Origin of the sequence: Stappia sp. P2PMeth1 (assembly GCF_900185735.1) — a bacterium.
GTDB lineage: Bacteria > Pseudomonadota > Alphaproteobacteria > Rhizobiales > Stappiaceae > Stappia.
Window position 1 is genome coordinate 213698 of the sequence record NZ_FYAW01000019.1, and the last position, 24446, is coordinate 238143.

Here is a 24446-nt window from a genome sequence, read left to right on the forward strand (position 1 = left end):
GGGCGGGCCGGCGGTGGTCAGACGTCCAGATTGGCGACCGCGAGGGCGTTCTCCTGGATGAAGGTGCGCCTCGGATCGACATCGTCGCCCATCAGCTTGGTGAAGATGTCGTCGGCAGCGTCCGCCTCGCGCACCTTCACCTGCAGCAGCGAGCGCACGTTCGGGTCGAGCGTGGTCTCCCAGAGCTGTTCGGCGTTCATTTCGCCGAGACCCTTGTAGCGCTGCATGGCGATGCCCTTGCGTCCTTGCGCGAACACCGCGTCGAGCAGGGCGCGCGGCCCGCGGATCGCCGTGTCGCTGCCCTTGCGGGCCAGCGTCGCCGCCTTGATGTAGATCTCCTGCAGGTGCTGGGTGCGGGCGTCCAGCTTGCGGGCATCGGCCGAGCCGAGCAGGGCGGCATCAATCGTCGCCGCTTCCTTGACGCCGCGCACCGTGCGCTCGAACACCAGATCGCCGTTGTCGAGCACCTTGCCTTCCCAGCCGCGCTCGAACTCGTCGGCGAGGATGTCCAGCCGGCGGGCGATATAGGCCGCCGCCTCCACCGAGCGGACCGGATCGTGATGCACGTCCGGGTTCAGCGCCCCGGCGATCGCCGCCTGCTCGACCACGTCGCGGTCGTAGCGCGAATGCAGCCCGTCGAGGATACCGGCGACCGCGCGCGCCTTCTCGACCACGTCGCGCAGGTCGTGTCCGCTGCGCACCTCGCCGCTGGCCAGGGTCAGCGTGCAGTCTTCCAGGCCGGTGTCGATCAGGTAGTTTTCCAGCGCCTCCTGGTCCTTCAGGTACTGCTCGGAATTCCCGCGCTTGACCTTGTAGAGCGGCGGCTGGGCGATATAGATGTGGCCGTTCTCGATCAGCTCCGGCATCTGCCGGAAGAAGAACGTCAGCAGCAGCGTGCGGATATGGGCGCCGTCGACATCTGCGTCCGTCATGATGATAATCTTGTGGTAACGCAGTTTGGCCAGGTTGAATTCTTCCTTGCCGATGCCGGTGCCAAGCGCGGTGATCAGCGTGCCGATCTCGTTCGACGACAGCATCTTGTCGAAGCGCGCCCGCTCCACGTTGAGGATCTTGCCGCGCAGCGGCAGGATCGCCTGATTCTCGCGGCTGCGGCCCTGCTTGGCCGAGCCGCCGGCCGAATCGCCCTCCACCAGGAAGAGTTCGGCCTTGGCCGGGTCGCGCTCCTGGCAGTCGGCGAGCTTGCCGGGGAGCGAGGCGACATCCAGCGCGCCCTTGCGCCGGGTCAGTTCGCGCGCCTTGCGCGCCGCCTCGCGGGCCGACGCGGCCTCGACGATCTTGGAGACCAGCACGCGGGCCGGGGCCGGATTTTCCTCCAGCCATTCGGCCAGCGCCCCGTTGATGGCGTTCTCGACGACCGGACGGACCTCGGAGGAGACCAGCTTGTCCTTGGTCTGGGACGAGAATTTCGGGTCCGGCACCTTGACCGAGAGCACGCAGGTCAGCCCCTCGCGACAATCGTCGCCGGTCAGCGAGACCTTTTCCTTCTTGAGGAGGCCCGACTGGTCGGCATAGCCAGTCATCTGCCGGGTCAGCGCGCCGCGGAATCCGGCCAGATGCGTGCCGCCGTCGCGCTGCGGGATGTTGTTGGTGAAGCACAGCACCTGCTCGTGGTAGCTGTCGTTCCACCACATCGCCGCTTCGACCGTGACGCCGTCCTTCTCGGTGCGCATGACGATCGGCGCCTCGATGAGCGGGTGCTTGGCCCGGTCGAGATAGCGCACGAAAGCCTCCAGGCCGCCCTCGTAGAACAGCTCGACGGCCTTCTCCTCGACGCCGCGCCGGTCGGTCAGGAGAATGCGGACGCCCGAATTCAGGAAGGCCAGTTCGCGCAGCCGGTGTTCCAGCGTGGCGAAATCGAACTCGATGCGGGTGAAGGTGTCCGGCGACGGCAGGAAGGTGACTTCCGTCCCCTTGCGCCCGTCCGCCGGGCCGACGACGGCCAGCGGCGCCTCGGCCTCGCCATTGCGGAAGCGCATGCGGTGCTCGTTGCCGCTGCGCCAGATGCGCAGGTCGAGCCAGGTCGACAGGGCATTCACCACGGAAACGCCGACGCCGTGCAGGCCGCCCGACACCTTGTAGGAGTTCTGGTCGAACTTACCGCCGGCATGCAACTGGGTCATGATGACCTCGGCGGCGGAGACGCCCTCCTCGGAGTGCAGGTCGGTCGGAATGCCGCGGCCGTTGTCGGTCACGGTCACCGAACCGTCGGCGTTCAGCGTCACCGTCACCCGGTCGGCATGGCCGGCCAGCGCCTCGTCGATGGCATTGTCGACCACCTCGTAGACCATGTGATGAAGGCCGGAGCCGTCGTCGGTGTCGCCGATATACATGCCGGGACGCTTGCGCACCGCATCGAGGCCCTTGAGGACCTTGATCGAGTCCGCGCCGTATTCCTCGGCGCCGTTGCTGACCTGCGGTTCGCTTTCGCTGCCCGTCGGGGTATCGCTCATTCGAATCAAACGCTCGCTGGATCTTGTGTGTCGTTCAGTTATACGGCCTTGCAACAGGGGTTCAACCGGCTGTCGCCCGGCTTTCCGGCCGCCGGCCACCGCTTGGCGACCGCCGCGATACCCCCCTCACCGCCCACTCGCGGAGGGGCCTCGGCAGGCATCGGTTTTCCCGTTCCAAGTCAATGCGTTATCGGTGCCCGTCGGCGTGCCGTGCTCAGCGTGTGGCCACCGCCACCGCTGCCCCCGCCATTACCGAGCCGGCGACCCTGTTGAGAAGTTTCAGCGCGCGCGGGCTGGCCAGCATCCGCCTTGCCCGCTCGGCCAGCAGACAGTAGCCGCCAAGCACCACCGCCAGCACCGCGAAAGTGACCAGCGACAGCTCCGCATAGCCGAGCATGGTCACCGTCTCCAGCGCGATGATGTTGGGCAGCAGCGCCAGATAGAAGACCATCACCTTGGGATTGCCCATGGTCACTGCCAGCCCGCCCATCGCCAGCGCGACGGGCCGTTCCTTGCGCACCGGACCGACCGCCGCAAGGCCGCCATCGGCGGGTGCGGTCCACATCTTCCATGCCAGATAGGCCAGATAGAGCGCGCCGGCATATTTGACCAGCAGGAACACCGTGCCGAAGGACTTGGCCAGCACCGCCAGACCGGCGACGGCGAAGCCCAGCCAGATCACGTCGCCGAGGGCGATGCCGAAGCAGAAGGCGAACGCGCCCTCGCGGCCGCGCGACAACACGCGCGCGACGATGGCGGCAATACCGGGACCGGGAATGACGGCCGCGACGAACAGGGCCGCGGCGAAGACGAGCAGCGCGGAAACATCCATGTAAAACTCGATCCTTGGGAAGCCGGCCTTGCGAAAGCCGCCTTGCAGGGGGGCCAGGAGGGGCCGGGAGAGCCGTTCACCCTTCCATATAAGGCGAAATGGTCGAATGTGCGACCTTCAGAATCTGGCTGCCCTCCGGCAGGTCGACAAAGAGCTGGCTGTCGGTTCCCGTCATCAGCACCTGCAGTCCGAGGTCCGCCAGCCGCGAAAACAGCGCCTTGCGCCGGCCGGGATCGAGATGCGCGGCGACCTCGTCGAGCAGCAGCACCGGGGTCATGCCGGCGGTCTGCGAGGTCACTTCCGCATGGGCGAGGATGAGGCCGATCAGCAGCGCCTTCTGCTCGCCGGTCGAGGCGAGCGCCGCCGGCATGTCCTTGGCAAGGAGGCGGACGGCGAGATCGCTGCGATGCGGGCCGTAAAGGGTCCGTCCGGCGGCGCGGTCGCGCAGGCGCGCCTCGCCGAGCTGGTCGCGGTAGCGATCCTCGATGTCATATGCGGCAAGCCCCTCGCAGTCGCGCTCGAAGTCGCCGGCCAGCTCGACGCCGGCCAGCGGAAACGGCAGGCCGAGATCCGCCTGCTGGTGGATGCGGGCCTGCAGCAGGGCAACCGTCTCGCGCCGGGCAAAGCCGACAGCCACGGCAAGCGGGGCGAGTTGCGCCTCCACCGCGTCGAGAAAGGCGGCCGAGCCGCCCTCCTCCAGCAGCCGGTTGCGGGCGCGCAGGGTCTTTTCCAGATCGGCGACACGGCGGCCGTGGCCGGGGTCGATCGCCAGCACCAGCCGGTCGAGAAAGCGGCGGCGGTCGCCGGCCGGACCGGTGAACAGCCCGTCCATCGCCGGCAGCAGCCAGAGCACGCGCAGATGATCGAGCAACTGGTCGGAGGAGCGGGCGTCGGTGCCGTCGATGCGGATGCGTCGGCCGGTCTCGCCCGGCGCGTGGCCGACGCCGATGCGGGTCTCGCCGTCGGGGCCGGTGAGACGGGCGGCAACGCTCCAGCTTCCCTGCGCGCCCTGGCGGTGGAGCTCGTCGAGCTGGGCCCGGCGCAGCCCGCGTCCCGCCGTGAGCAGCGACACCGCCTCCAGCAGATTGGTCTTGCCCGAGCCGTTGTCACCGACCAGCGCCACCAGGCGGGCGCCGAATGCGACGCTCGCCTGCTCGTAATTCCTGAAATCGGTGAGTGTCAGGCTGCTGAGGGCAACCTGGACCGGCTCGCCCATCCGGCCTCCATACGGGTCGCGTGGCTTCGGGTCCCTTGCCTGCGCAGCGCCTGCAGGTCCCGGCAAGGGCGCAGACGGCCCGCGGCCGCCCCGGATGTACCCGCCTAGACGCGCATCGGCATCAGGACATAGAGCGCGTCTTCCGCGCCCTTGTCCTGGATCAGGGTCGGCGCACCGGCATCGGCGAGGCGGAAGCAGGCGGTGTCGCCGCGCAACTGGCCGGTGATCTCCAGCAGGTAGCGCGAGTTGAAGCCGATCTCCAGCGGGTCGCTGTCATAGTCGATGGCCAGTTCCTCGGTCGCCGAGCCGCTGTCCGGATTGACCACCGTCAGGATCATCCGCCCTTCCGAGATCGCCAGCTTCACGGCGCGGCCACGCTCGGAGGAAATGGTGGAGACGCGGTCGACGGCGGCCTTGAACTCGTCGCGTTCGACCAGCAGTTCCTTGTCGTTGTTCTGCGGGATCACCCGGCCGTAGTCCGGGAAGGTGCCGTCGATCAGCTTCGAAGTCAGGATCACATCGCCGGTGGTGATGCGGATCTTGGTCTCGGAGATCTCGATGGCAGCCTCCGCGTCGGGGGCTTCCAGCAGCTTCTGGATCTCGCCGACGGTCTTGCGCGGCACGATGATGCCGGGCATGCCGCTGCTTCCGGCCGGCGCGGGGATTTCCGCGCGCGCCAGACGGTGGCCGTCGGTCGCGACCGCGCGCAGGCGCTCGCCCGCCTCGGCGGTCACCGCATGCAGATAGATGCCGTTCAGATAGTAGCGCGTCTCCTCGGTGGAGATCGCGAACTGCGTCGCATCGATCAGCGTGCGCAGATCGCGCGAGGCGAGCGTGAAGCGATGGGAGAACTCCCCGGCGGTGATGTCGGGGAAATCGGTTTCCGGCAGCATTTGCAGCGCAAACCGCGAGCGCCCGGCCCGGATCTCCAGCGTCGCATTGTCCGACGAGGTCTCCAGCGCCACCTGCGCGCCCTCGGGCAGCTTGCGGACGATGTCGTAGATCATATGCGCCGGAACGGTGGTCGCACCGGGCTGCTCGACCAGCGCGGCAACCTTCTCCGAGATCTCCAGATCGAGATCGGTCGCCTTCAGCAGCAACTGCCCGCCATCGGCGCGCAGCAGCACGTTGGACAAGATCGGGATGGTATTGCGGCGCTCGACGACACGATGAACATGGGTCAGGGACTTCAGGAGATCGGTCCGCTCGAGGGTCACTTTCATTGCATCGTCCATTATCAAAAATCGTGGGAACCGCGACGGTCAAACGGGCGTCGACACTGCCCCTTCGCGCTGCGAAAAGCAAGTGTCGGCGAGACTTCCGTGGCATTCGCGACGCCGGTGCCGTCCGCCCCTCGGCCTTGGCCTCATTTTAGGCCCGAAACCCAGGCCGAGGACAAAATGTCGGGCGGCCTCCCCGCCGGGATGCCGCCCAAGATGCCGTGTGGACCGCGTCAGGCGTCCAGCATGCGCTTCAGGAGGTCGAGCTCCTGCGCCAGCGAATTGTCGGACCGTGCAAGGTCCTCGATCTTGCGCACCGCGTGCAGCACCGTGGTGTGGTCGCGATTGCCGAAGCGGCGGCCGATCTCGGGGAGGGAACGCGGGGTCAGCACCTTGGCGAGATACATGGCGATCTGGCGCGGCCGGACGATGGTGCGGGTGCGGCGCGCCGACAGCAGATCGGCCTTCGACACGTTGTAGTGCTTGGAGACGATGCGCTGGATATCCTCGATCTTGACCCGGCGCGGCTCGGCGTTGCGAACGAGATCGCGCAAGGTCGCCTCGGCCATCTCCTGCGTCACCGGCTGGTTGGTGAGCTGGTTGTGAGCGATCAGGCGGTTGAGCGCGCCTTCAAGGTCGCGGCCCGAATTGCCGACGTGGCGGGCAACGTAGTCGAGCACCGCTTCCGGCACGGTGAAGCTTGCATGCGAGCGGCGCACCGCGTCGATGCGGTTGCTCAAAATGGCGCGGCGCAGACCGAAATCGGGTTCGGAAATGGCAACGACGAGACCGCCGGCCAGGCGCGAACGCATGCGGTCGTCGAGGGTCTCGAGATCCGCCGGCGGCCGGTCGGCAGCGACTACGACCTGGCGGGCGCCGTCGATCAGCGCGTTCAGCGTGTGGCAGAATTCCTGCTGGACCTGCTTGCCATGCAGGAACTGCATGTCGTCGATCAGCAGCAGGTCGATGGTGCGCAGCGTGTCCTTGAAGGCGAGCGCGGACTGGGCCTTCAGCGCCGAGACGAAGCGATACATGAAATGCTCGGCCGTGAGGTACAGCACCCGGCGCCCGGACGCCTGCGCCGCCGAGGCGACAGCCTGCATCAGGTGCGTCTTGCCGAGGCCGACCGAGGCATGGATGTAGAGCGGGTTGAAGGTCACCGAGGCCGCTGTGGCGACCTGACGCGCGGCGGCCAGCGCCAGTGCGTTGGACTCGCCCTCGACGAAGGACTCGAACGTGTATTTCGGGTCGAGCGAGGCGCCTTCCAGGCCCTCGCCGCCCTCGCGCGAGGTCGCAGCGACAGGCCGCGCCACGCCGCCCGGCGCCGTGTCCGGCCTGGACGCGCCAGCCCCCTCGACCAGCTTGATCTGCTGGGCGGCGCGCGGGGCGACCGGCGCCGTCCGCGCCAGACCGGCCACGGCGGGACGCGCCCGCACCGCACCGCGAACCGTCAGCTCGATGCGATGGACGTCATCGCATTCGTGCTTCCAAAGACCCATCAACCGCTCGCGATAGTGGGACTGGATCCACTGCTTGAGGAACCGGGTCGGCACGGAGAGGCGAACGGTGCCGTCGGAATGATCCTCCAGATCGACCCGAGCGAACCAACTGGTGAAGACATCCTCTCCGAGCTCGGCCCGCAGCCGCTTCTTGACGCGCGTCCAGTGATCAATGCCCGCGGTCTCTGATGCCGGCAGTTCCTGCAAGTTCATCGTGATCGCCTCCAAATGGTCAACGAGGTGCTCCGCCGCCGCAGAACCCGTTGCACTTGTTGTGTTTTTCGCCGTTTCGGCGCGGTCTTGTCGCGAGCCGTCCCCGGCCCGCCAGGTGTCGCGAAAGCGACAGATAGCCTCACCGGGTGAGCGCTGCCCGCCCGGCTGAAAATCTCGTCTGCCCCTTGGGGCTTCCCGTTGCCTCAACCTCCTGCGGGTCATGCGGGCGATGGATCGCCCCGGCAAGGAGAGGGTCGCTGGATGCGAGAGGACCGTCCGACGCTTTCGCAATCGACGCCCCATGAATGGATCAGGTCGTGGCACCCCTCGAAGGGCGCCACGCTGGAGCGGCACAGAAAATGGATTGCGCAGTCATCGTCAAGCCCTCTTTCCAGTCTCGAGCTTCCCTGGGCGCAACCGTCGCAGACAAACCACACCTGTCGCGACACCCGCACCAACGCCTCCCGCCGTCTCCGCAAACGGCGTGCCGCAAGACACAGAAATCCTGTCTTGCCGGACGGGCCAGCAAGTCAAAAACGACTGGATCATGCGGGGGAGACTGTCTTTCCGATCTACGACTTCAGTAGAAGACGCCGCTTGACCGGGGAACTTTTGGAACTCTTCCAAGAGAACGCGCGGCTTTCGCCCAATGTATATTTTTTGCACAAATATAACATTGCTCTCCTAGAGGCCCCTGTCTTTTTTGTTTTGCGATTTTGCCCGGGCGAGCGCCCGATAACCAAGACCATACACAGCCCCCACAGGCCCCGCAACAGTCTCGCCCGGCAATTCGGCGCCCCCGAGGGTCAGGGTCACGCCCGCACCTGCGGATGACGGCGAGGCGCCATTTGGAAGGCGTTTTGACTCAAAGCGTTTTCGATCCGGCCGAGCCTTTCACACCATTTTGCTGTGCAGGAAAAAAAAATTCACGACCTCAATCTTGACAGACGGGAAACCGCGGACACCGACGAAGGCCACACCCAACATGATCTTAAGACACTGATTAAGAAAAGGTTTTTGTGACAGGTCAAAAGCCGCGAAACGCATTCGAATCGCCCGGCTTGCTTAGGCGGGAAGGGAGACGAAAGTCGATGCCGGCAAAAGAAAAACCCGACCAAAAGGCCGGGTTCCAACTCTTCCGCGATGATCGCAACGCTCAGGCGCCGAGGACCTTGATGCGGGAGCTCAGGCGGGAAATCTTCCGCGACACCGTGTTGCGGTGGTAGACGCCCTTGGACACCGCCCGCATGATCTCGGGCTGGGCTGCCTTGAGGGCATCGCTCGCTGCGGCCTTGTCGCCAGAGGCAATCGCCTCCTCAACCTTGCGCAGGTAAGTGCGCACCCGGCTGCGGCGGGCCTTGTTGGTGGCCGTGCGACGCTCGATCTTGCGCGCCGCCTTCTTGGCCGAAGGGGTGTTGGCCATATTCTGTCCTGATGCGTTACGTGAACAATCCGACTCGTTCGGGCCAGGGCGTCGAAGCCATCTGGATCAAACGAAAGCGGCGGCGGAACGGGCCGCCACCGGTCGACCGCGTTATAGGCGGCCGCCCGCCCGCCGTCAACGCGAAAGTCACGAAAAACGCGTGAACTCCCGCGCCGCCGGCCGACGGACGCCGCCTACATGTTCTTGAACTGGGGAGCGCGCTTCTCCACGAAGGCATTCATGCCTTCCGTCTGGTCTTCCGTCGCGAACATCGAGTGGAAGACGCGACGCTCGAAGCGCACGCCCTCGGCAAGGGTCGTCTCATAGGCGCGGTTGACGCTTTCCTTGGTCATCATCGCAGTGGGCAGCGAGAAACCGGCGATCTTCTCGGCCACGCGCATGGCTTCCTCGAGCAGCTCGTCGAGCGGCACCACCCGGCTGACAAGGCCGGAGCGCTCCGCCTCGGCGGCATCCATCATCCGGCCGGTCAGGCACATTTCCATCGCCTTCGACTTGCCGACGAAGCGGGTCAGGCGCTGGGTGCCGCCGGCGCCGGGCATCACGCCGAGCGTGATCTCCGGCTGGCCGAACTTGGCGTTGTCCGCAGCCAGGATGAAGTCGCACATCATCGCCAGTTCGCAGCCGCCGCCGAGCGCGTAGCCCGCCACCGCCGCGATGATCGGCTTGCGGAACCGCGACACGTGGTCCCAGGAGGTGATGAAGTCGGTCTTGTAGGCCTCGACGAAGGAGAGCGAGGACATCTCCTTGATGTCGGCGCCGGCGGCGAAGGCCTTTTCCGATCCAGTGAGCACGACGCAGCCGATCTTGTCGTCGCTCTCGAACAGCGCCAATGCGGCGTTGAGCTCGGCAATCAGTTCGGAATTCAGGGCGTTCAGCGCCTTCGGACGGTTCAAAGTGACGAGGGCGACCCGCCCGCGCTTCTCGACCCGAATATTCTCGTATCCCATGGGACCTCCCAAAATGGGACGGCGCGTCGTCAGCCAGCGCCGCCTTCGCGGATCAAGGGGTATCCGAAGGCCCCCGCCGCCGCAACCTTGCAGTTTCCGGCGAGACGAGCTCCGACCAGGCCCGGCCGCCGCCCCTTTCTACCCCTGGCAGTGGGGGCAATGGAAAGTCGAACGTCCCGACTGCACGATACGCGCGACCGTGCCGCCGCAGCCGGCGCGCGGACACGGCTCGCCCTCGCGCCCATAGACCGCGAAGGAATGCTGGAAATAGCCGAGTTCGCCGTCGGCCTGGCGGTGGTCGCGCAAGGTCGAGCCGCCGGCGACGATGGCCTCGGCGATGACCTCGCGAATGGCGGTGACAAGCCGCTTTGCCCCTGCCGTCGGCGCGCCGGCGGCGGTGGCGAGCGTTCCGGCGCTGCGCAGCGGGCTGAGCTTTGCCCGGTGCAGCGCCTCGCAGACATAGATGTTGCCGAGCCCGGCAATGGCGCGCTGGTCGAGCAGCAGCGCCTTGAGCGGTGTCGCCCGCCCCGCCGCAACCCTCGCCAGGTGTTCGGCATCCAGCGCATTGCCGGTCGGCTCCGGGCCGAGCGCGGCGAACCAGGGATGCTGCTCGACCTCGGCACGCGCGATGAGGCTCATGAAGCCGAACCTGCGCGGATCGTTGTAGACGATGCGCAGGCGCTCCGCACCGCCATGCTCGAGATGGAAGATGACGTGGTCATGCGCCCGGTCGACCGAGCGCGGATAGTGGAACGCCTCTGCCGCAACGGGCTGCGAGCGCTCCTCGCCGACCTCTTCGATGCGGAAGGAGCCGGACATGCCCAGATGCATGACGAGAACGGTGCCGTCCTCCAGATCGCCCAGCAGATACTTGGCCCGCCGCCCGAGCGCGACCATCCGCTGCCCGCCGAGCCGGTTGCGGAAATCGGCCGGCAGGGGGAAGCGCAGGTCGGCCCGGTTGAGGGTCACCTTGCGGATCATGGCACCGTCGAAGACCGGGGAAAGGCCCCGGCGTACGGTTTCGACTTCGGGCAATTCCGGCATGGAGGTCTCCGCAAGGGGGCGCTGCGTCGGCCGCGCGGTCTCGCCCTCTTGCATAAAGGAGATGGGCGGGGCGTCAATCCTTCGCTCCGGGCCAAGCGTCCCGGCAATGTCCTGCGCCGGAAAGGCGCGCCCGCAACCCGTGACCTCATCGCGAAAATGCTGTAAGCCATGCCTCGATCAGCGGAAACACAGGCGCATGGAGAGCCCTATGGCGGCCAGCATGGACAGCGACCGGGGGCGGACGAGCGGCCCGGAAATGGCGACGAGCTTCGGCTTCCGCAAGGTCGCCAGCGGCGAGAAGCAGCCCCTCGTCAACGAGGTGTTCCACCAGGTGGCGAACCGCTACGACCTCATGAACGACCTGATGTCGGGCGGCCTGCACCGGCTGTGGAAGGATGCGATGGTGTCGTCGCTGGCCCCGCCCAGAGCCGACCGCCGCGCCTTCCGCGTCCTCGACGTTGCCGGCGGCACCGGCGACATTGCAACGCGCATCATCGAGCGCGGCGGCAAGGCGACCTCCGCCGTCGTCTGCGACATCAACGGCTCGATGCTGGACGTGGGCAGGGCCCGCGCCGCCAAGGCGGGGCTCGGCGATCGCCTGAGCTTTGTGGAGGGCAACGCCGAGGACCTGCCCTTCCCCGACCGCTCGTTCGACGCCTATACGATCGCCTTCGGCATCCGCAACGTGCCGCGCATCGACAAGGCACTCAGCGAGGCGCGGCGCGTGCTGAAGCGCGGCGGGCGCTTCCTGTGCCTGGAGTTCAGCCAGGTGGATGTCGCCGGCCTCGACAAGGTCTATGACCTGTTCTCCTTCAATGCGATCCCGGTCATGGGCCGGATGGTGACCGGCGACGGCGAGCCCTATCGCTATCTGGTGGAATCGATCCGCAAGTTCCCGAACCAGGAGCGTTTCGCCGACATGATCCGCGAGGCCGGGTTCGCGCGCGTCAGCTACCGCAACTATTCGGGCGGGATCGCCTGCCTGCACTCCGCCTGGGCGATCTGAGGCCTCCATGCCGCTCGCATCCCTCTTCCGGCTCGCCCGCGCCGGCTTCGTCATGGCGCGGGAAGGCGTTTTCGGCATCGTCGATCTCCCTGACCTGCCGCCCGCCCAGCGGATGGCCCTGCGCGCGGTCCGCCTGCTGGAGCGGAGCTCCGTACGCGACAAGGCGGCCGACAAGCGCCTGTCGGACGCATTGACCCGGCTTGGCCCCTCCTATGTGAAGCTCGGCCAGTTCCTGGCCACCCGCCCGGACGTCGTCGGGCGGGAGATCGCCAGCGACCTGACCGCGCTGCAGGACCAGATCCCGTCCTTCGGCATGGAGGAAGCCCGGCGGGTGGTGGAAAGCCAGCTCGGACGCCCGGTCGAGGAGTTGTTCGTCCGCTTCGACGAGCCGGTCGCCGCCGCCTCGATCGCCCAGGTGCATCCGGCGGAAATCGAGGAGCGGGACGGAACGCGCCGCAAGGTGGCGGTCAAGGTGCTGCGCCCCGGCGTTGCCGAGCGCTTCCGCCGCGACCTGAAGAGCTATTACCTGATGGCGCGGCTGGTAGAGCGGATCCACCCGCCCTCGCGCCGCCTGCGCCCGGTCGCGGTGGTCGACACGCTGGCCCGCTCCGTCGAGCTGGAAATGGACTTCCGCCTGGAAGCCGCCGCCCTGTCGGAAATGGCGGAGAACACCCGCGACGACCCGGGGTTCCGGGTGCCGGAGGTCAACTGGACACGCACGGCCAAGGCCGTGCTGACGATGGAATGGATCTCGGGCCGCAAGCTCTCCGACATCGAGGGGATCGCCGCCGACGGGCACGACCTGCCGGCCATCGGCGCCATGGTGATCCAGTCCTTCCTGCGCCATGCGGTGCGCGACGGCTTCTTCCATGCCGACATGCACCAGGGCAACCTGTTCCTGGATGAGGACGGCCAACTCGTCGCCGTCGACTTCGGTATCACCGGCCGGCTCGGCACGGCGGAACGGCGGTTCCTCGCCGAGATCCTGTTCGGCTTCATCACCCGCGACTATCGCCGGGTGGCGGAGGTGCATTTCGAGGCCGGCTACGTTCCCTCCGACCAGGACGTCGACGTGTTCGCCCAGGCGATCCGGGCGATCGGCGAGCCGATCCACGGGCACGATGCCTCGGAGATCTCCATGGCCCGGCTGCTCACCCAGCTTCTGGAAGTGACCGAACTGTTCAACATGCGCACCCAGACGCAGTTGATCATGCTGCAGAAGACCATGGTCGTGGTCGAAGGCGTCGCGCGCACGCTCGACCCGCATCTCGACATGTGGCGGACCGCCGAGCCGGTGGTGCGCGGCTGGATCGAGCGGAACCTCGGCCCCGCGGGGCGCCTGCAGGATGCCGCCGGCGGTCTTGTCGCCCTCGGCCGGCTTGCGGCCGACCTGCCGATCCTCGCCGAGCGGGCCGGCCGGCTGTCGAGCGAACTCGAGACCATGGCGGAGAGGGGCCTGCGCTTCGACCCGGCCACAGCCGAGGCAATCGGCCGCGCGGAAGCCCGTCACACGCGCTCGGGACGCATTGCGCTGTGGGTCATCGCCGCGCTGATCGCGATCGCCGTCTTCACCTGACACCCGCCGCCGAGAGGCCCGTCAGGCCGGCGTCACCCGCCGCAGGGTCAGGTTGATCCGCCCATCGCCGCGCACGAGGGTCGAGGTGCCGGGCAGCAGCCGGTCGATCCCGTGATGGGCAAGGCGTGCCTCGCCGCCCAGCACCAGCACATCGCCCGAAGCAAGGCGAAAGGAGCGGGTCGGATCCTTCCGGCTCCGGCCGCCGAGGCGGAAGAGCGCCGTCGCCCCCAGCGAGACGGACACCACCGGCGCCTCGAACGTCGCCTCATCCTTGTCCTGATGCAGGCCCATGCGGGCCTTCGGTCCGTAGAAGTTGACGAGACATGCCTCCGGCGGCGGCGCATCCGGAGCGAGCTCGCGCCAGAGATCCAGAAGCTGCTGCGGCATCACCGGCCAAGGCTCTCCCGTCACCGGATGCAGGGGCTGATAGCGATAGCCGGCCCTGTCCGAGACCCAGCCGAGGGGGCCGCAATTGGTCATGCGCACCGAGAAGGGCGTGCCCGTGCGCGGCATGACCGGCGTGAAGAGGGGTGCGGCCGCCACGACGGCGCGAATCTCGTCGAGCAGCCCCTTCTGCGCCTCGCGGCCAAGCCGTCCCGGCAGCAAGCGGAACCCCGCCGGTGCCGCCGCCGGCCTGCTCTCGGTGTCCTGTGACTGATCGTCCTGCATGCCCGAAGTCTCGCCGCTGACGGCCGGTGCTGTCCACCCGGAAGCGACGTCCTCGACCGTCATGTGAACCGCAAACGCAAAAAGGGCGCCCGAAAGCGCCCTTTTTCAATCTTCGCGATGATGCCGGCCGGAGCCGGGCTCGGACGCCGGCGTCACGCCGCCTTGAGGGCGGCCTGGACCTCGCGCAGGTGGGACAGCGTTGCCGCTGCCCGTGCGCGCGCCTCGTCGTCGGACGCGTCCGAAAGGTCTTCTTCCGCATCCTTGATCTGGCCGGCGATGTCTTCCGCCTTGAGATCGTTCAGCGACGTCGCGTGCTCGGCCAGCACCGTCAGCCCCTTCGGCCCCGCCTCGGCGAAACCGCCGCGCACGAAATAGGCCTGGTCCGCACCGCCCTCACGCGAGACGCGCAGAAGGCCCGGGCGCAGGGTCGACATCATTGGGGCATGTCCGGCCATGATGCCGAACTCGCCCTCGGAGCCCGGCACCACCACCATCGTGACTTCCTCCGACAGAAGAAGCCGCTCCGGAGAGACGAGCTCGAACTGGAATGCTCCCGCCATGTCGTGCCTCGATCCTTCCCGTGCTTAGGCCGCTTCGGCGGCCAGACGCTGCGCCTTCTCGACCGCCTCATCGATCGAGCCGACCATGTAGAAGGCCGCCTCGGGCAGGTGGTCGTAGTCGCCGTTCACCAGGCCCTGGAAGCCCTTGATGGTGTCTTCGAGCGCGACGAGCTTGCCCGGCGAACCGGTGAAGATCTCGGCGACGAAGAACGGCTGCGACAGGAAGCGCTCGATCTTGCGGGCGCGGGCCACGGTGAGCTTGTCCTCTTCCGACAGCTCGTCCATGCCGAGAATGGCGATGATGTCCTGGAGCGCCTTGTAGCGCTGCAGGGTCGCCTGCACGGCACGAGCCGTCTCGTAGTGCTCGTCGCCAATGATCCGCGGATCAAGGATGCGCGAGGTCGAGTCGAGCGGATCCACCGCCGGGTAGATGCCCTTCTCGGCGATCGAGCGGTTGAGCACCGTCGTCGCGTCGAGGTGGGCAAAGGTCGAGGCCGGCGCCGGGTCGGTAAGGTCGTCGGCCGGCACGTACACGGCCTGCACCGAGGTGATCGACCCCTTGGTCGTGGTGGTGATGCGTTCCTGCATCGCACCCATGTCGGTGCCGAGCGTCGGCTGGTAGCCCACGGCCGAAGGAATACGGCCGAGCAGCGCCGACACTTCCGAACCCGCCTGGGTGAAGCGGAAGATGTTGTCGACGAAGAACAGCACGTCCTGGCCTTCGTCGCGGAAATGCTCGGCGACGGTCAGGCCGGTCAGCGCCACACGGGCACGGGCTCCGGGGGGTTCGTTCATCTGGCCGTAGACCAGCGCGCACTTGGAACCCTCGGTCGAACCGTTGTGCTCCTTGGGATCGCGGTTCACGTTGGATTCGATCATCTCCCAGTAGAGATCGTTGCCCTCGCGGGTACGCTCTCCCACGCCGGCGAAGACGGAGTAACCGCCGTGCGCCTTGGCGATGTTGTTGATGAGTTCCATGATCAGAACGGTCTTGCCGACGCCGGCGCCGCCGAACAGGCCGATCTTGCCGCCCTTGGCGTAAGGCGCGAGCAGGTCGACGACCTTGATGCCCGTCACCAGGATCTCGGCCTCGGTGGACTGCTCGGTGAAGGTCGGGGCTTCCTGGTGGATGCCGCGCTTCGTCTCATGAACGATCGGGCCGGCCTCGTCGACCGGCTCGCCGATGACGTTCATGATGCGGCCGAGCGTGCCGGCACCGACCGGAACCGAAATCGGCTCGTCCGTGTCGATCACCTTCTGGCCGCGAACGAGACCCTCGGTCGCATCCATGGCGATGGTGCGAACGGTGTTCTCGCCGAGGTGCTGAGCAACCTCGAGAACCAGGCGGTTGCCGTTGTTATCGGTTTCCAGGGCGTTCAGAATCGCCGGCAGATGATCGTCGAACTGAACGTCGACGACGGCGCCGATGACCTGCGTGATGCGCCCGACTGCTTTGTCAGCCATTTTGCTATCCTCGTCTCGATCCGGTCAGAGCGCCTCGGCGCCCGAAATGATTTCGATCAGCTCCTTGGTGATCTGAGCCTGCCGCTGACGGTTGTAACTGAGCGTCAGCTTGTTGATCATGTCACCGGCGTTGCGCGTGGCGTTGTCCATCGCGGACATGCGCGCGCCCTGCTCGGACGCTGCGTTTTCCAGAAGTCCACGGAAGATCTGCACAGAAATGTTGCGCGGCAGGAGCTCGGCCAGGATCTCGCCCTCGTCCGGCTCGTACTCGTAGACCGCGTCGGTCTGGACGGTCTTCGCCGCCTCGCCGAAGGTCGCCGGAATGAGCTGCTGGGCCGTCGGAACCTGGCTGATCACTGACTGAAAGCGCGCATAGAACAGGGTGCAGACGTCGAACTCGCCGGCATCGAACATCGCGCGGACCAGGTCGCCGATCTCGTTCGCGTTCTCGAAGGCGACCCGCTTGACGTGCCGCAGTTCGATCGTCTTGACGATATACGCACCGAGATCACGCTTCAGGGCATCGAAGCCCTTCTTGCCGACGCAGACGATCTTCACCGTCTTACCCTGCGCGATCAGCGACTTCGCCCGCTCGCGCGCCAGCTTGGCGATCGAGGAGTTGAAGCCGCCGCACAGGCCGCGCTCCGCGGTCGCGACCAGCAGGAGATGCACGTCATCCTTGCCGGTGCCGGCGAGAAGGCGCGGAGCATCGTCCCGGCCCTCGAAAGCGCTGGCGAGGTTGGCGAGGACGGCCTCCATGCGTTCCGCATAGGGCCGTGCAGCCTCGGCCGCCTCCTGGGCGCGACGCAGCTTCGCCGCGGCCACCATCTGCATGGCCTTGGTGATCTTCTGCGTCGCCTTAACGGAGGCGATCCGGTTTCGTAAGTCCTTCAGGCTCGGCATGGCCGCCCCTTGTCCTGGATGCCGTCAGTCGCGTCAGGCGAAGTTCTTGGCGAAGGCCTCGATGGCCGCCTTGAGACGAGCCTCAAGGTCGGCGTCGAGCGCCTTCTTCTCCCAGATGCCATCCAGGAGATCCGCATGTTCGCCGCGCAGGTTCAGAAGCAGGCCCTCTTCAAAGTCCCTGACCTTGTTGACCGGCAGCTTGTCCAGGTAGCCATTGACGCCGGCATAAATGACGGCGACCTGCTCCTGGGTCTTCAGCGGCTGGAACTGGCCCTGCTTCAGAAGCTCGGTCAGGCGCGCACCACGGTTCAGCAAGCGCTGGGTCGTGGCGTCGAGATCCGAACCGAACTGGGCGAAAGCCGCCATCTCGCGATACTGGGCAAGCTCGCCCTTGATCTTGCCGGCAACCTGCTTCATCGCCTTGATCTGGGCCGAAGAGCCCACGCGCGACACCGACAGACCGACGTTCACCGCCGGGCGGATGCCCTGGAAGAACAGATCCGTCTCGAGGAAGATCTGGCCGTCGGTGATCGAGATCACGTTGGTCGGAATGAAGGCCGACACGTCGTTGCCCTGGGTCTCGATGACCGGAAGGGCGGTCAGCGAGCCGGAGCCGTTGGCCTCGTTGAGCTTGGCCGAACGCTCGAGCAGGCGAGAGTGGAGATAGAACACGTCGCCCGGGAAGGCTTCACGTCCCGGCGGACGACGGAGCAGCAGGGACATCTGGCGATAGGCCACGGCCTGCTTGGTCAGATCGTCGTAACCGATCACGGCGTGCATTCCGTTGTCGCGGAAGAACTCGCCGATGGCGGTGCCGGAGAACGGCGCCAGGAACTGCAGCGGCGCCGGGTCGGAAGCCGTCGCGGCGACGATCACCGAGTACTCGAGAGCGCCCGATTCCTCGAGCTGCTTGACGAACTGGGCAACGGTCGAACGCTTCTGGCCGACGGCGACGTAGATGCAATAGAGCTTCTCGCCCTCATTGTCCGTCGCGTGCATCGGCTTCTGGTTCAGGAACGTGTCCAGAATGATCGCCGTCTTGCCGGTCTGACGGTCGCCGATCACCAGCTCGCGCTGGCCGCGACCGACCGGGATCAGCGCGTCGATGGCCTTCAGGCCCGTCGACATCGGCTCGTGAACGCCCTTGCGCGGCAGGATGCCCGGCGCCTTGACGTCGACGCGGCGCATCTCGGACCCTTCGATCGGGCCCTTGCCGTCGAGCGGGTTGCCGAGCGGGTCGACGACGCGGCCGAGCAGCCCCTTGCCGACCTGGATCTCGACGATCGCACCGGTCCGCTTGACCGTGTCGCCTTCCTTGATGTCACGGTCGGAGCCGAAGAGCACGACGCCGACATTGTCGGTCTCGAGGTTCAGCGCCATGCCCCGGATACCGCCGGGGAACTCGACCATCTCGCCCGCCTGGACCTTGTCGAGGCCATAGACGCGCGCGATACCGTCACCTACCGAAAGAACCTGACCGACTTCGGTAACTTCGGCTTCCTGGCCGAAATTCTTGATCTGGTCCTTGAGGATGGCGGAGATTTCCGCTGCCCGAATATCCATCAGCCGACCTCTTTCATCGCGAACTTGAGGGAGTTGAGTTTTGTCTTGAGCGAAGTGTCGATCATCCGGCTGCCGACCTTGACGACAAGGCCGCCGATCAGCGAGGGATCGACCTTCGGCGAAATCACCACCTTCTTGCCGGTCGACGCATTGAGCGCGTCGGCGAGGGCGGAGAGCTGGGCCTCCGACAGCGGTGCCGCGGAGACGACGTCGGCCGGCACTTCGCCGCGGCGACGGGCGAGACCAGCGCGGAACGCGGCGATCATGCCCGGAACGGCGAAGAGACGCCGATTCTTCGCGGCGAGCTTGAGGAAGTTGGCGGCCAGCCCCGTAACGCCGGCCTTGTCCAGAACCGCCGTCAGGGCCTTGAGCTGTTCATCGGCGGAAAACACCGGGCTTTCCACGAGGCGGCGCAGGTCTGCGCTGTCCTGGAGCAGCTTGTCGAACGCTTCCAGCGCCTTCTCGACGTCCGCCACGGAGCCCTGCTCCTCTGACAAGTCGAGCAGTGCCGTTGCGTAACGGTGCGCCACACCTGAAATGAGAGATACGTTGTCGGTCACAGGGTCCGTGCTCTCTTCGGCAGGTTTGAGCCGATGCGCCCAGCAGGGCTGACCGCAAGGCTTTGGAAAATCTGATCTTTCGCGGTCAGGCGAGTGTGCTTGGTCACAACTGCCCCGGAAAGCCGCGCTTCGATTAGCACAGGCTTCAAGGCGGAGCAACATCGCCACGGTGTCCAAATGCCGCAATTGCGCCCGAAAAAGGTCGAACAGAGCAAAAGTGGCCGGCAAACGCCCCTGCTGCGGCTTTTTACCCTGCTCAGAAGAAGCTCTGCGGATCGATGTCGACCTGCAGGCGGACACCGCCCGCCGGCTTCGGCAGACGGGCGATCCAGGAGCGCATGAGCGCCTGCAGGTCGACAGTGCGCGGCGCCATCGCCAGCAGACGGAAGCGGTAGCGCCCGCGCACCAGCGCCAACGCCGCCTCCGCCGGACCAAGGACCGTGAGCCCGGGGCTCGTCGGCGACAGCCGCGCCACCTGGCGGGCATAGTCCTGTGCCCGCCCCCGGTCGGGCGCCGAAACGATCAGCGCGGCAAGACGTCCGAAGGGCGGCAGGCCGGCCGCCTTGCGCGCAGCAATCTCCGCCTCGTAGAAGGCGGTACTGTCTCCGGACGCCAGCGCGCGGATCACCGGATGGTCCGGCGCGTAGGTCTGCAGCAGACCGCGCCCGCCGCCGCCGATGCGCCCGGCGCGGCCCGTCACCTGCGCCAGAAGCTGGAAAGTCCGCTCCGCCGCGCGCGGATCGCCATTGGCGAGGCCGAGATCGGCGTCGACCACTCCGACGAGGCGCATGAGCGGAAAATTGTGGCCCTTGGCGACAAGCTGGGTGCCGACCACGATATCGGCCCCGCCCTCCTCGATGATCCGCATCTCGCGGCGCAGCCGGTCGGGGCCGCCCTGCAGATCGGAGGACAGCACCAGCACCCGCGCCTGCGGAAAGAGATCCGCCGCCTCTTCCGCGATGCGCTCGACGCCGGGGCCGCAGGCGACCAGCGACTGGGTGTCGCCGCAGGCCGGGCAGTGGTCGGGGCTCGGCTCCTCATGGCCGCAATGATGGCAGGACAGGCGGCCGCGGAACCGATGCTCGACCAGCCAGGTCGAGCAGTTGGGACACTGGAAGCGATGGCCGCAGGAGCGGCACAGGGTCAGCGGCGCATAGCCACGACGGTTGAGGAAGAGCAGCGCCTGACCGCCGCCGGTCAGCGTCTCGCCGATCGCATGGCGCAGGGTGGGCGCCAGCCACTGCCCGCGCTCCGGTCCATCCTGGCGCATGTCGATGACCGAGATTTCCGGCATAGGCGCACCGGTGGCGCGCTCGGGCAGCTCGAGGCGGGCATAGCGACCTTGGTCGGCATTGACGCGGCTTTCCACCGACGGGGTGGCCGAGGCGAGAACCACGGGAAAGCGCGAGATGTGCCCGCGCACCACCGCCATGTCGCGGGCATTGTAGGGCACCCGGTCGTCCTGCTTGTAGGCGCCGTCGTGCTCTTCGTCGACGACGACGAGGCCGAGCTCGCGGAACGGCAGGAACAATGCCGAGCGGGCACCCACCACCACCCGCACGTCGCCCGTCGCCACCCCGCGCCAGACCCGCGCCCGCTGGCGGGTGGCGACCTCCGAATGCCATTCGGCCGGCAGCACGGCGAAACGGCGCTCGAAGCGCTGCAGGAAGGCGCTGGTAAGGGCGATCTCCGGGATCAGGACCAGCGCCTGGCGCCCCTGGCGCAGGGCTTCCGCCACCGCCTCGAAATAGACTTCCGTCTTGCCCGACCCGGTGACGCCGTCGATCAGGAAGGTGCGGAACCCCTGCCCCACCGCGGCGACCAGCTCCGCCGCGGCCCGCGCCTGCGCCGGTGTCAGGACGGGGGGCGCCCAATCGGGATCCGGCCGTGGCGAGAGAGGGATCGCCGGCAGCTCGACGCTTTCCAGCGCGCCGTGCGCCAGCAACCCGTCGACCACGGAAGAACTGACGCCGGCCGCATGGGCAAGACCGCTGCGGGTGAAGCCGGTGCCGTCCTGCAACAGCGCCAGAACCCGCTGGCGCGCCGGCGTCAGGCGCTCGGGACGTTCGCCGGTGGGCGACAGGCGGACGCCGGCGAGCGGCGGCTCGCTCTCCAGTGCTTCTTCCGAGCGCAGCACCATGCGCAGCACCATGCCGGGCGCGGCGAGCGTCCAGTTCGCCACCCAGTCGACCAGGGCGCGCAGCTCGTCGTCGAGCGGCGGAGCATCCTCGTAGACATGCAGGATGTCCTTGAGCCGTGAGGGGGCAACACTGCCGGCCGCGGAACCGCCCTCCGGCTCCAGCGACCACACGGCGCCCACCACCTCACGCGGGCCGAGCGGCACGCGGACAATGGAGCCGGGCTGCACGCGCAGCCCCGCCGGCACGCGGTAGCTGTATGCCGTGCCGATGGCGACCGGCAACAAAACCCTGGCGACCGTGGCCGGCCGCACCTTGCCGGCATTGCCAAAAAGATCGGGCACCCGCGTCCTCGTTCCTGCTCGTTGCTGTTTGCGGCCTGGGCAAACCGTTCCGCCAGAGGATCGGCCGCGGGCGAATCGGGGCTGTCGCCGCAGGCCATCCTAAGGTATGCAGTCAGGCCCGGGCGAGGCAGATGCCCCGCCGACCCGAAACTCCGCAAGAACCCGTTTCCCGAAGGAGCCAGAGCCCGCCATGAAGTTCTTCGTCGACACCGCAGACACCGGGGAGATCCGGGATCTCGCCGCGACCGGCCTGCTCGATGGCGTCACCACCAATCCGTCGCTGATCCTCAAGTCCGGACGCCCGATGAAGGACGTCATCGCAGAGATCTGCGACATCGTCGAGGGTCCCGTCTCGGCCGAGGTCACCGCCACCGAGGCGGACGCAATGATCGCCGAAGGCCGCACGCTCGCCGAGATCGCCGAGAATATCGCCGTGAAGCTGCCGCTGACCCTTGACGGCCTGAAGGCCTGCCGCACCCTGACGGACGAGGGGCACATGGTGAACGTCACTCTGTGTTTTTCCGCCAATCAGGCGCTGCTCGCCGCCAAGGCCGGCGCGACCTTCGTCTCGCCGTTCATCGGCCGGCTGGACGACGTCAACATCGACGGCATGGACCTCATTCGCGAGATGCGGATCATCTACGACAATTACGGCTTCGAGACGGAGATCCTCGCCGCCTCGATCCGCACCGCCAACCATGTGCGCGAATGCGCGCTTGTCGGCGCCGATGTCGCGACCGTGCCGCCGGCCGTGCTGAAGGGACTGGTCAAGCACCCGCTGACCGACAAGGGGCTGGAGCAGTTTCTGGCCGACTGGGCCAAGACCGGACAGAGCATCCTTTGAACGCAAGCGAAGGGGCGGCCGCCACGCCGCTGGCCGCCCCGATTCGTGTCTGCCTCAAGGCATGCTAGCCTTGTTTCATGAGCGCCGCTGATTCCCTGCTTGTGTCGGCGAAAGCCGATGTGAACGCCGCCGTCGGAGACTGGCTCGACCATCTCGGATCGGAGCGGCGGCTCGCCGACCGGACGTTGGTCGCCTATGAGCGCGACGTGCGCCAGTTCCTGCGCTTTCTGACCAACCACCTTGCCGAGCCGCCGGGGCTCGACGCCCTAGAGGAGCTGCGCCCGGCGGACTTTCGCGGCTTTCTCGCCTCGCGCCGGCAGTCGGGGGCGGAAAGCCGGACACTGGCGCGCGGCTTGGCCGGCATCCGCTCCTTCCTGCGGTATCTCGAGACGCGCGGCGAGGTGAATGCCGCGGCCAGCGCGGCGATCCGTCCGCCTCGACAGAAGCGCTCGCTGCCCAAGCCGGTCTCGGCCGGCGATGCGATGACGCTCGTCGATGCGGATGCGGCCATGGATGCCGAGCCCTGGGTGGCGGCGCGCAATGCCGCCGTCCTGACCCTGCTCTATGGCTGCGGGTTGCGCATCTCCGAGGCGCTGTCGCTGACTGGCAGGATGGCGCCGCGCCGTGGCACGAGAAGCCTGCGGATCGTCGGCAAGGGCGGGCGCGAGCGCGTGGTTCCCGTGCTGCCCGTGGTCTGCGACGCGGTGGAAAGCTATCTCGCCCTCTGCCCCTACGTGCCGCAGCCGGACGGCCCGCTGTTCCTCGGCGTTCGCGGCGGGCCGCTCAGCCCGCGCATCGTCCAACTGGCCATGGCGGGGTTGCGACGAGCGCTCGGCCTGCCCGAAAGCGCCACCCCCCACGCCCTGCGCCATTCCTTCGCGACCCATCTGCTGGCCGGCGGCGGCGATCTGCGGACGATCCAGGAACTGCTCGGCCATGCCAGCCTGTCGACCACCCAGATCTACACCGAGGTGGATGCGGCCCGCCTGCTGGAGGCTTATGACCGAGCCCATCCACGCGCCCATCAGCAGAAGTGACATGTTGCCGCAATGAACGCCGGGATTGCATCGCAACATCGAATTCCCTTGCGATGCTGCCGGGGCTGGACAAGAATCCGGCATGTGGAACCTTCTGATTCCCTTGGCTGCCGCCCTTGTCCTGTTCTTCGCCGCTCCACCGAGCATCGCCTACGCGGAGAACCGATGCCGCATCCCCGAAGCCGGACGCTGGTATAACCCTCGCGCGGCCAGCCAGCAGGTCCGCCGCATCGAGATTGAAAGCCACTGCTCCGGCGGGCAGGTCGTGTCGCGGATGCGGGTCTTCACGCGCTGTTCCCCCAGGGACTGCAAATGGGGATGGACCGAGGCTACCCGCCTCACCAACGGTCGGTTGCTGGCCCGGTTCCCCGGCCTGTTCGGAGCCAGGGAAGTCGAGGTCATCCGGATGGAAGACCGGATCGAGGCTCTGGTAAAGATTCAGTCGCATACGCCCGGCACACCGGATGCCTTTCACGCGGCGATCCTTGATCGGGAATAATCCCGCGGGCTTTCAACCGGGCAAAACTGGTCGTCACAGCCTTTCTGCACTACACTTCCCGTAGCGTCTTCCTCGTCTGCGCAGGACTCGCCCTCGAATCCTGCCGCACGACCGGGCGGACGGAGGCATGTCGTCCCGACATGTCGCGAGCAAGGGAGAGTAGCATGCGCATTCTCGCAGGACTGACGGGCGTCGCCGCCCTCATCGCCTTCTCCGCCGCGCCGGCCATGGCCGAGTGCAACTGGTCCAAGATGTCGCAGAAGACCACCCCGACGACGACCGCCGAGGCTCCGCAGAGTTCCATCGCCACCAATGACCTCAGCGAGGCCCTCATCGTGGCCGGCAACACGACCGCGCAGACCGGAACCCAGACCGCAGAGTAGGCCGGCCGCAACGG

Annotated in this window: 21 protein-coding genes; 6 read left to right on the forward strand and 15 right to left on the reverse strand. The window is 67.1% G+C overall.

Annotated elements, in window-relative coordinates; genetic code table 11:
* Positions 1 to 17 precede the first annotated feature (17 nt).
* The 8 genes from gyrB to mutM form a co-directional block, all read right to left on the reverse strand.
* Complete coding sequence (gene gyrB, locus P2PM1_RS11980) at positions 18 to 2471, reverse strand: DNA topoisomerase (ATP-hydrolyzing) subunit B (RefSeq protein WP_186399208.1); 2454 nt, start codon at positions 2469 to 2471, stop codon at positions 18 to 20.
* A gap of 214 nt (positions 2472 to 2685) precedes the next feature.
* Entirely contained in the window at positions 2686 to 3303 is a 618-nt protein-coding gene (locus tag P2PM1_RS11985) for a LysE family translocator (RefSeq protein WP_186397151.1), read from the reverse strand.
* Positions 3304 to 3379: 76 nt separating this feature from the next.
* Positions 3380 to 4519, reverse strand: a complete 1140-nt coding sequence (recF, locus tag P2PM1_RS11990; protein ID WP_186388730.1) for a DNA replication/repair protein RecF — start codon at positions 4517 to 4519, stop codon at positions 3380 to 3382.
* Positions 4520 to 4623: 104 nt separating this feature from the next.
* Entirely contained in the window at positions 4624 to 5742 is a 1119-nt protein-coding gene (dnaN, locus tag P2PM1_RS11995) for a DNA polymerase III subunit beta (protein WP_186388729.1), read from the reverse strand.
* 230 nt (positions 5743 to 5972) lie between these two features.
* Complete coding sequence (dnaA, locus tag P2PM1_RS12000) at positions 5973 to 7451, reverse strand: chromosomal replication initiator protein DnaA (RefSeq protein WP_186399209.1); 1479 nt, start codon at positions 7449 to 7451, stop codon at positions 5973 to 5975.
* Positions 7452 to 8607: 1156 nt separating this feature from the next.
* Positions 8608 to 8874 carry a 30S ribosomal protein S20 gene (gene rpsT / locus P2PM1_RS12005; protein ID WP_186388727.1) on the reverse strand — a complete coding sequence of 89 codons (267 nt, stop codon included), beginning with the start codon at positions 8872 to 8874 and terminating at the stop codon, positions 8608 to 8610.
* Between the two features lie 194 nt (positions 8875 to 9068).
* Complete coding sequence (locus tag P2PM1_RS12010; protein WP_186388726.1) at positions 9069 to 9842, reverse strand: enoyl-CoA hydratase; 774 nt, start codon at positions 9840 to 9842, stop codon at positions 9069 to 9071.
* Positions 9843 to 9980: 138 nt separating this feature from the next.
* Entirely contained in the window at positions 9981 to 10886 is a 906-nt protein-coding gene (mutM, locus tag P2PM1_RS12015; protein WP_186397149.1) for a bifunctional DNA-formamidopyrimidine glycosylase/DNA-(apurinic or apyrimidinic site) lyase, read from the reverse strand.
* Positions 10887 to 11106: 220 nt separating this feature from the next.
* Between mutM and ubiE the strand changes: the two genes are divergently transcribed.
* Both ubiE and ubiB read left to right on the forward strand, forming a co-directional pair.
* Complete coding sequence (gene ubiE, locus P2PM1_RS12020; RefSeq protein ID WP_371328922.1) at positions 11107 to 11892, forward strand: bifunctional demethylmenaquinone methyltransferase/2-methoxy-6-polyprenyl-1,4-benzoquinol methylase UbiE; 786 nt, start codon at positions 11107 to 11109, stop codon at positions 11890 to 11892.
* A gap of 7 nt (positions 11893 to 11899) precedes the next feature.
* Positions 11900 to 13468, forward strand: a complete 1569-nt coding sequence (gene ubiB / locus P2PM1_RS12025) for a 2-polyprenylphenol 6-hydroxylase (RefSeq protein ID WP_186399210.1) — start codon at positions 11900 to 11902, stop codon at positions 13466 to 13468.
* 21 nt (positions 13469 to 13489) lie between these two features.
* Here the strand turns inward: ubiB and P2PM1_RS12030 are convergent, their stop codons facing one another.
* The 7 genes from P2PM1_RS12030 to P2PM1_RS12060 form a co-directional block, all read right to left on the reverse strand.
* Positions 13490 to 14137, reverse strand: coding sequence for an alpha-ketoglutarate-dependent dioxygenase AlkB (locus P2PM1_RS12030; protein WP_186399211.1), 648 nt, complete (start codon positions 14135 to 14137; stop codon positions 13490 to 13492).
* A 152-nt stretch (positions 14138 to 14289) separates the two neighbouring features.
* The gene (locus P2PM1_RS12035) at positions 14290 to 14697 is read right to left on the reverse strand and encodes a F0F1 ATP synthase subunit epsilon (RefSeq protein WP_186399212.1); all 408 of its coding nucleotides are present in this window, start codon (positions 14695 to 14697) and stop codon (positions 14290 to 14292) included.
* A 24-nt stretch (positions 14698 to 14721) separates the two neighbouring features.
* A complete protein-coding gene (gene atpD, locus P2PM1_RS12040) occupies positions 14722 to 16161 on the reverse strand; it encodes a F0F1 ATP synthase subunit beta (RefSeq protein WP_186399213.1) in 1440 nt (479 codons plus the stop codon).
* A gap of 24 nt (positions 16162 to 16185) precedes the next feature.
* The gene (locus tag P2PM1_RS12045) at positions 16186 to 17064 is read right to left on the reverse strand and encodes a F0F1 ATP synthase subunit gamma (RefSeq protein WP_186388719.1); all 879 of its coding nucleotides are present in this window, start codon (positions 17062 to 17064) and stop codon (positions 16186 to 16188) included.
* Between the two features lie 33 nt (positions 17065 to 17097).
* Positions 17098 to 18627 (reverse strand): F0F1 ATP synthase subunit alpha, encoded by a 1530-nt coding sequence (atpA, locus tag P2PM1_RS12050; protein WP_186388718.1) that lies wholly within the window; start codon positions 18625 to 18627, stop codon positions 17098 to 17100.
* Positions 18627 to 19187 carry a F0F1 ATP synthase subunit delta gene (locus tag P2PM1_RS12055; protein WP_244293129.1) on the reverse strand — a complete coding sequence of 187 codons (561 nt, stop codon included), beginning with the start codon at positions 19185 to 19187 and terminating at the stop codon, positions 18627 to 18629. The genes atpA and P2PM1_RS12055 overlap by 1 nt, the downstream gene beginning before the upstream one ends.
* A gap of 256 nt (positions 19188 to 19443) precedes the next feature.
* Positions 19444 to 21669, reverse strand: coding sequence for a primosomal protein N' (locus P2PM1_RS12060; RefSeq protein WP_208985262.1), 2226 nt, complete (start codon positions 21667 to 21669; stop codon positions 19444 to 19446).
* A gap of 190 nt (positions 21670 to 21859) precedes the next feature.
* Here P2PM1_RS12060 and fsa point away from each other — a divergent pair, with 190 nt between their 5' ends.
* The 4 genes from fsa to P2PM1_RS12080 all read left to right on the forward strand — a co-directional run bounded on the left by fsa (position 21860) and on the right by P2PM1_RS12080 (position 24432).
* The gene (gene fsa / locus P2PM1_RS12065; RefSeq protein ID WP_186388717.1) at positions 21860 to 22513 is read left to right on the forward strand and encodes a fructose-6-phosphate aldolase; all 654 of its coding nucleotides are present in this window, start codon (positions 21860 to 21862) and stop codon (positions 22511 to 22513) included.
* 77 nt (positions 22514 to 22590) lie between these two features.
* Positions 22591 to 23550 (forward strand): tyrosine recombinase XerC, encoded by a 960-nt coding sequence (locus P2PM1_RS12070; protein ID WP_186399214.1) that lies wholly within the window; start codon positions 22591 to 22593, stop codon positions 23548 to 23550.
* 82 nt (positions 23551 to 23632) lie between these two features.
* Positions 23633 to 24049 (forward strand): hypothetical protein, encoded by a 417-nt coding sequence (locus tag P2PM1_RS12075; protein ID WP_186388715.1) that lies wholly within the window; start codon positions 23633 to 23635, stop codon positions 24047 to 24049.
* Between the two features lie 164 nt (positions 24050 to 24213).
* Positions 24214 to 24432, forward strand: a complete 219-nt coding sequence (locus tag P2PM1_RS12080) for a hypothetical protein (RefSeq protein ID WP_186399215.1) — start codon at positions 24214 to 24216, stop codon at positions 24430 to 24432.
* Positions 24433 to 24446: the final 14 nt, after the last annotated feature.

Excerpts from the sequence above, each read along its gene's own strand:
- gyrB (WP_186399208.1), bottom strand. The coding sequence starts at position 2,471 with ATGAGCGATACCCCGACGGGCAGCGAAAGCGAACCGCAGGTCAGCAAC.
- P2PM1_RS11985 (WP_186397151.1), bottom strand. The coding sequence starts at position 3,303 with ATGGATGTTTCCGCGCTGCTCGTCTTCGCCGCGGCCCTGTTCGTCGCG.
- recF (WP_186388730.1), bottom strand. The coding sequence starts at position 4,519 with ATGGGCGAGCCGGTCCAGGTTGCCCTCAGCAGCCTGACACTCACCGAT.
- dnaN (WP_186388729.1), bottom strand. The coding sequence starts at position 5,742 with ATGAAAGTGACCCTCGAGCGGACCGATCTCCTGAAGTCCCTGACCCAT.
- dnaA (WP_186399209.1), bottom strand. The coding sequence starts at position 7,451 with ATGAACTTGCAGGAACTGCCGGCATCAGAGACCGCGGGCATTGATCAC.
- rpsT (WP_186388727.1), bottom strand. The coding sequence starts at position 8,874 with ATGGCCAACACCCCTTCGGCCAAGAAGGCGGCGCGCAAGATCGAGCGT.
- P2PM1_RS12010 (WP_186388726.1), bottom strand. The coding sequence starts at position 9,842 with ATGGGATACGAGAATATTCGGGTCGAGAAGCGCGGGCGGGTCGCCCTC.
- mutM (WP_186397149.1), bottom strand. The coding sequence starts at position 10,886 with ATGCCGGAATTGCCCGAAGTCGAAACCGTACGCCGGGGCCTTTCCCCG.
- ubiE (WP_371328922.1), top strand. The coding sequence starts at position 11,107 with ATGGACAGCGACCGGGGGCGGACGAGCGGCCCGGAAATGGCGACGAGC.
- ubiB (WP_186399210.1), top strand. The coding sequence starts at position 11,900 with ATGCCGCTCGCATCCCTCTTCCGGCTCGCCCGCGCCGGCTTCGTCATG.
- P2PM1_RS12030 (WP_186399211.1), bottom strand. The coding sequence starts at position 14,137 with ATGCAGGACGATCAGTCACAGGACACCGAGAGCAGGCCGGCGGCGGCA.
- P2PM1_RS12035 (WP_186399212.1), bottom strand. The coding sequence starts at position 14,697 with ATGGCGGGAGCATTCCAGTTCGAGCTCGTCTCTCCGGAGCGGCTTCTT.
- atpD (WP_186399213.1), bottom strand. The coding sequence starts at position 16,161 with ATGGCTGACAAAGCAGTCGGGCGCATCACGCAGGTCATCGGCGCCGTC.
- P2PM1_RS12045 (WP_186388719.1), bottom strand. The coding sequence starts at position 17,064 with ATGCCGAGCCTGAAGGACTTACGAAACCGGATCGCCTCCGTTAAGGCG.
- atpA (WP_186388718.1), bottom strand. The coding sequence starts at position 18,627 with ATGGATATTCGGGCAGCGGAAATCTCCGCCATCCTCAAGGACCAGATC.
- fsa (WP_186388717.1), top strand. The coding sequence starts at position 21,860 with ATGAAGTTCTTCGTCGACACCGCAGACACCGGGGAGATCCGGGATCTC.
- P2PM1_RS12070 (WP_186399214.1), top strand. The coding sequence starts at position 22,591 with ATGAGCGCCGCTGATTCCCTGCTTGTGTCGGCGAAAGCCGATGTGAAC.
- P2PM1_RS12075 (WP_186388715.1), top strand. The coding sequence starts at position 23,633 with ATGTGGAACCTTCTGATTCCCTTGGCTGCCGCCCTTGTCCTGTTCTTC.
- P2PM1_RS12080 (WP_186399215.1), top strand. The coding sequence starts at position 24,214 with ATGCGCATTCTCGCAGGACTGACGGGCGTCGCCGCCCTCATCGCCTTC.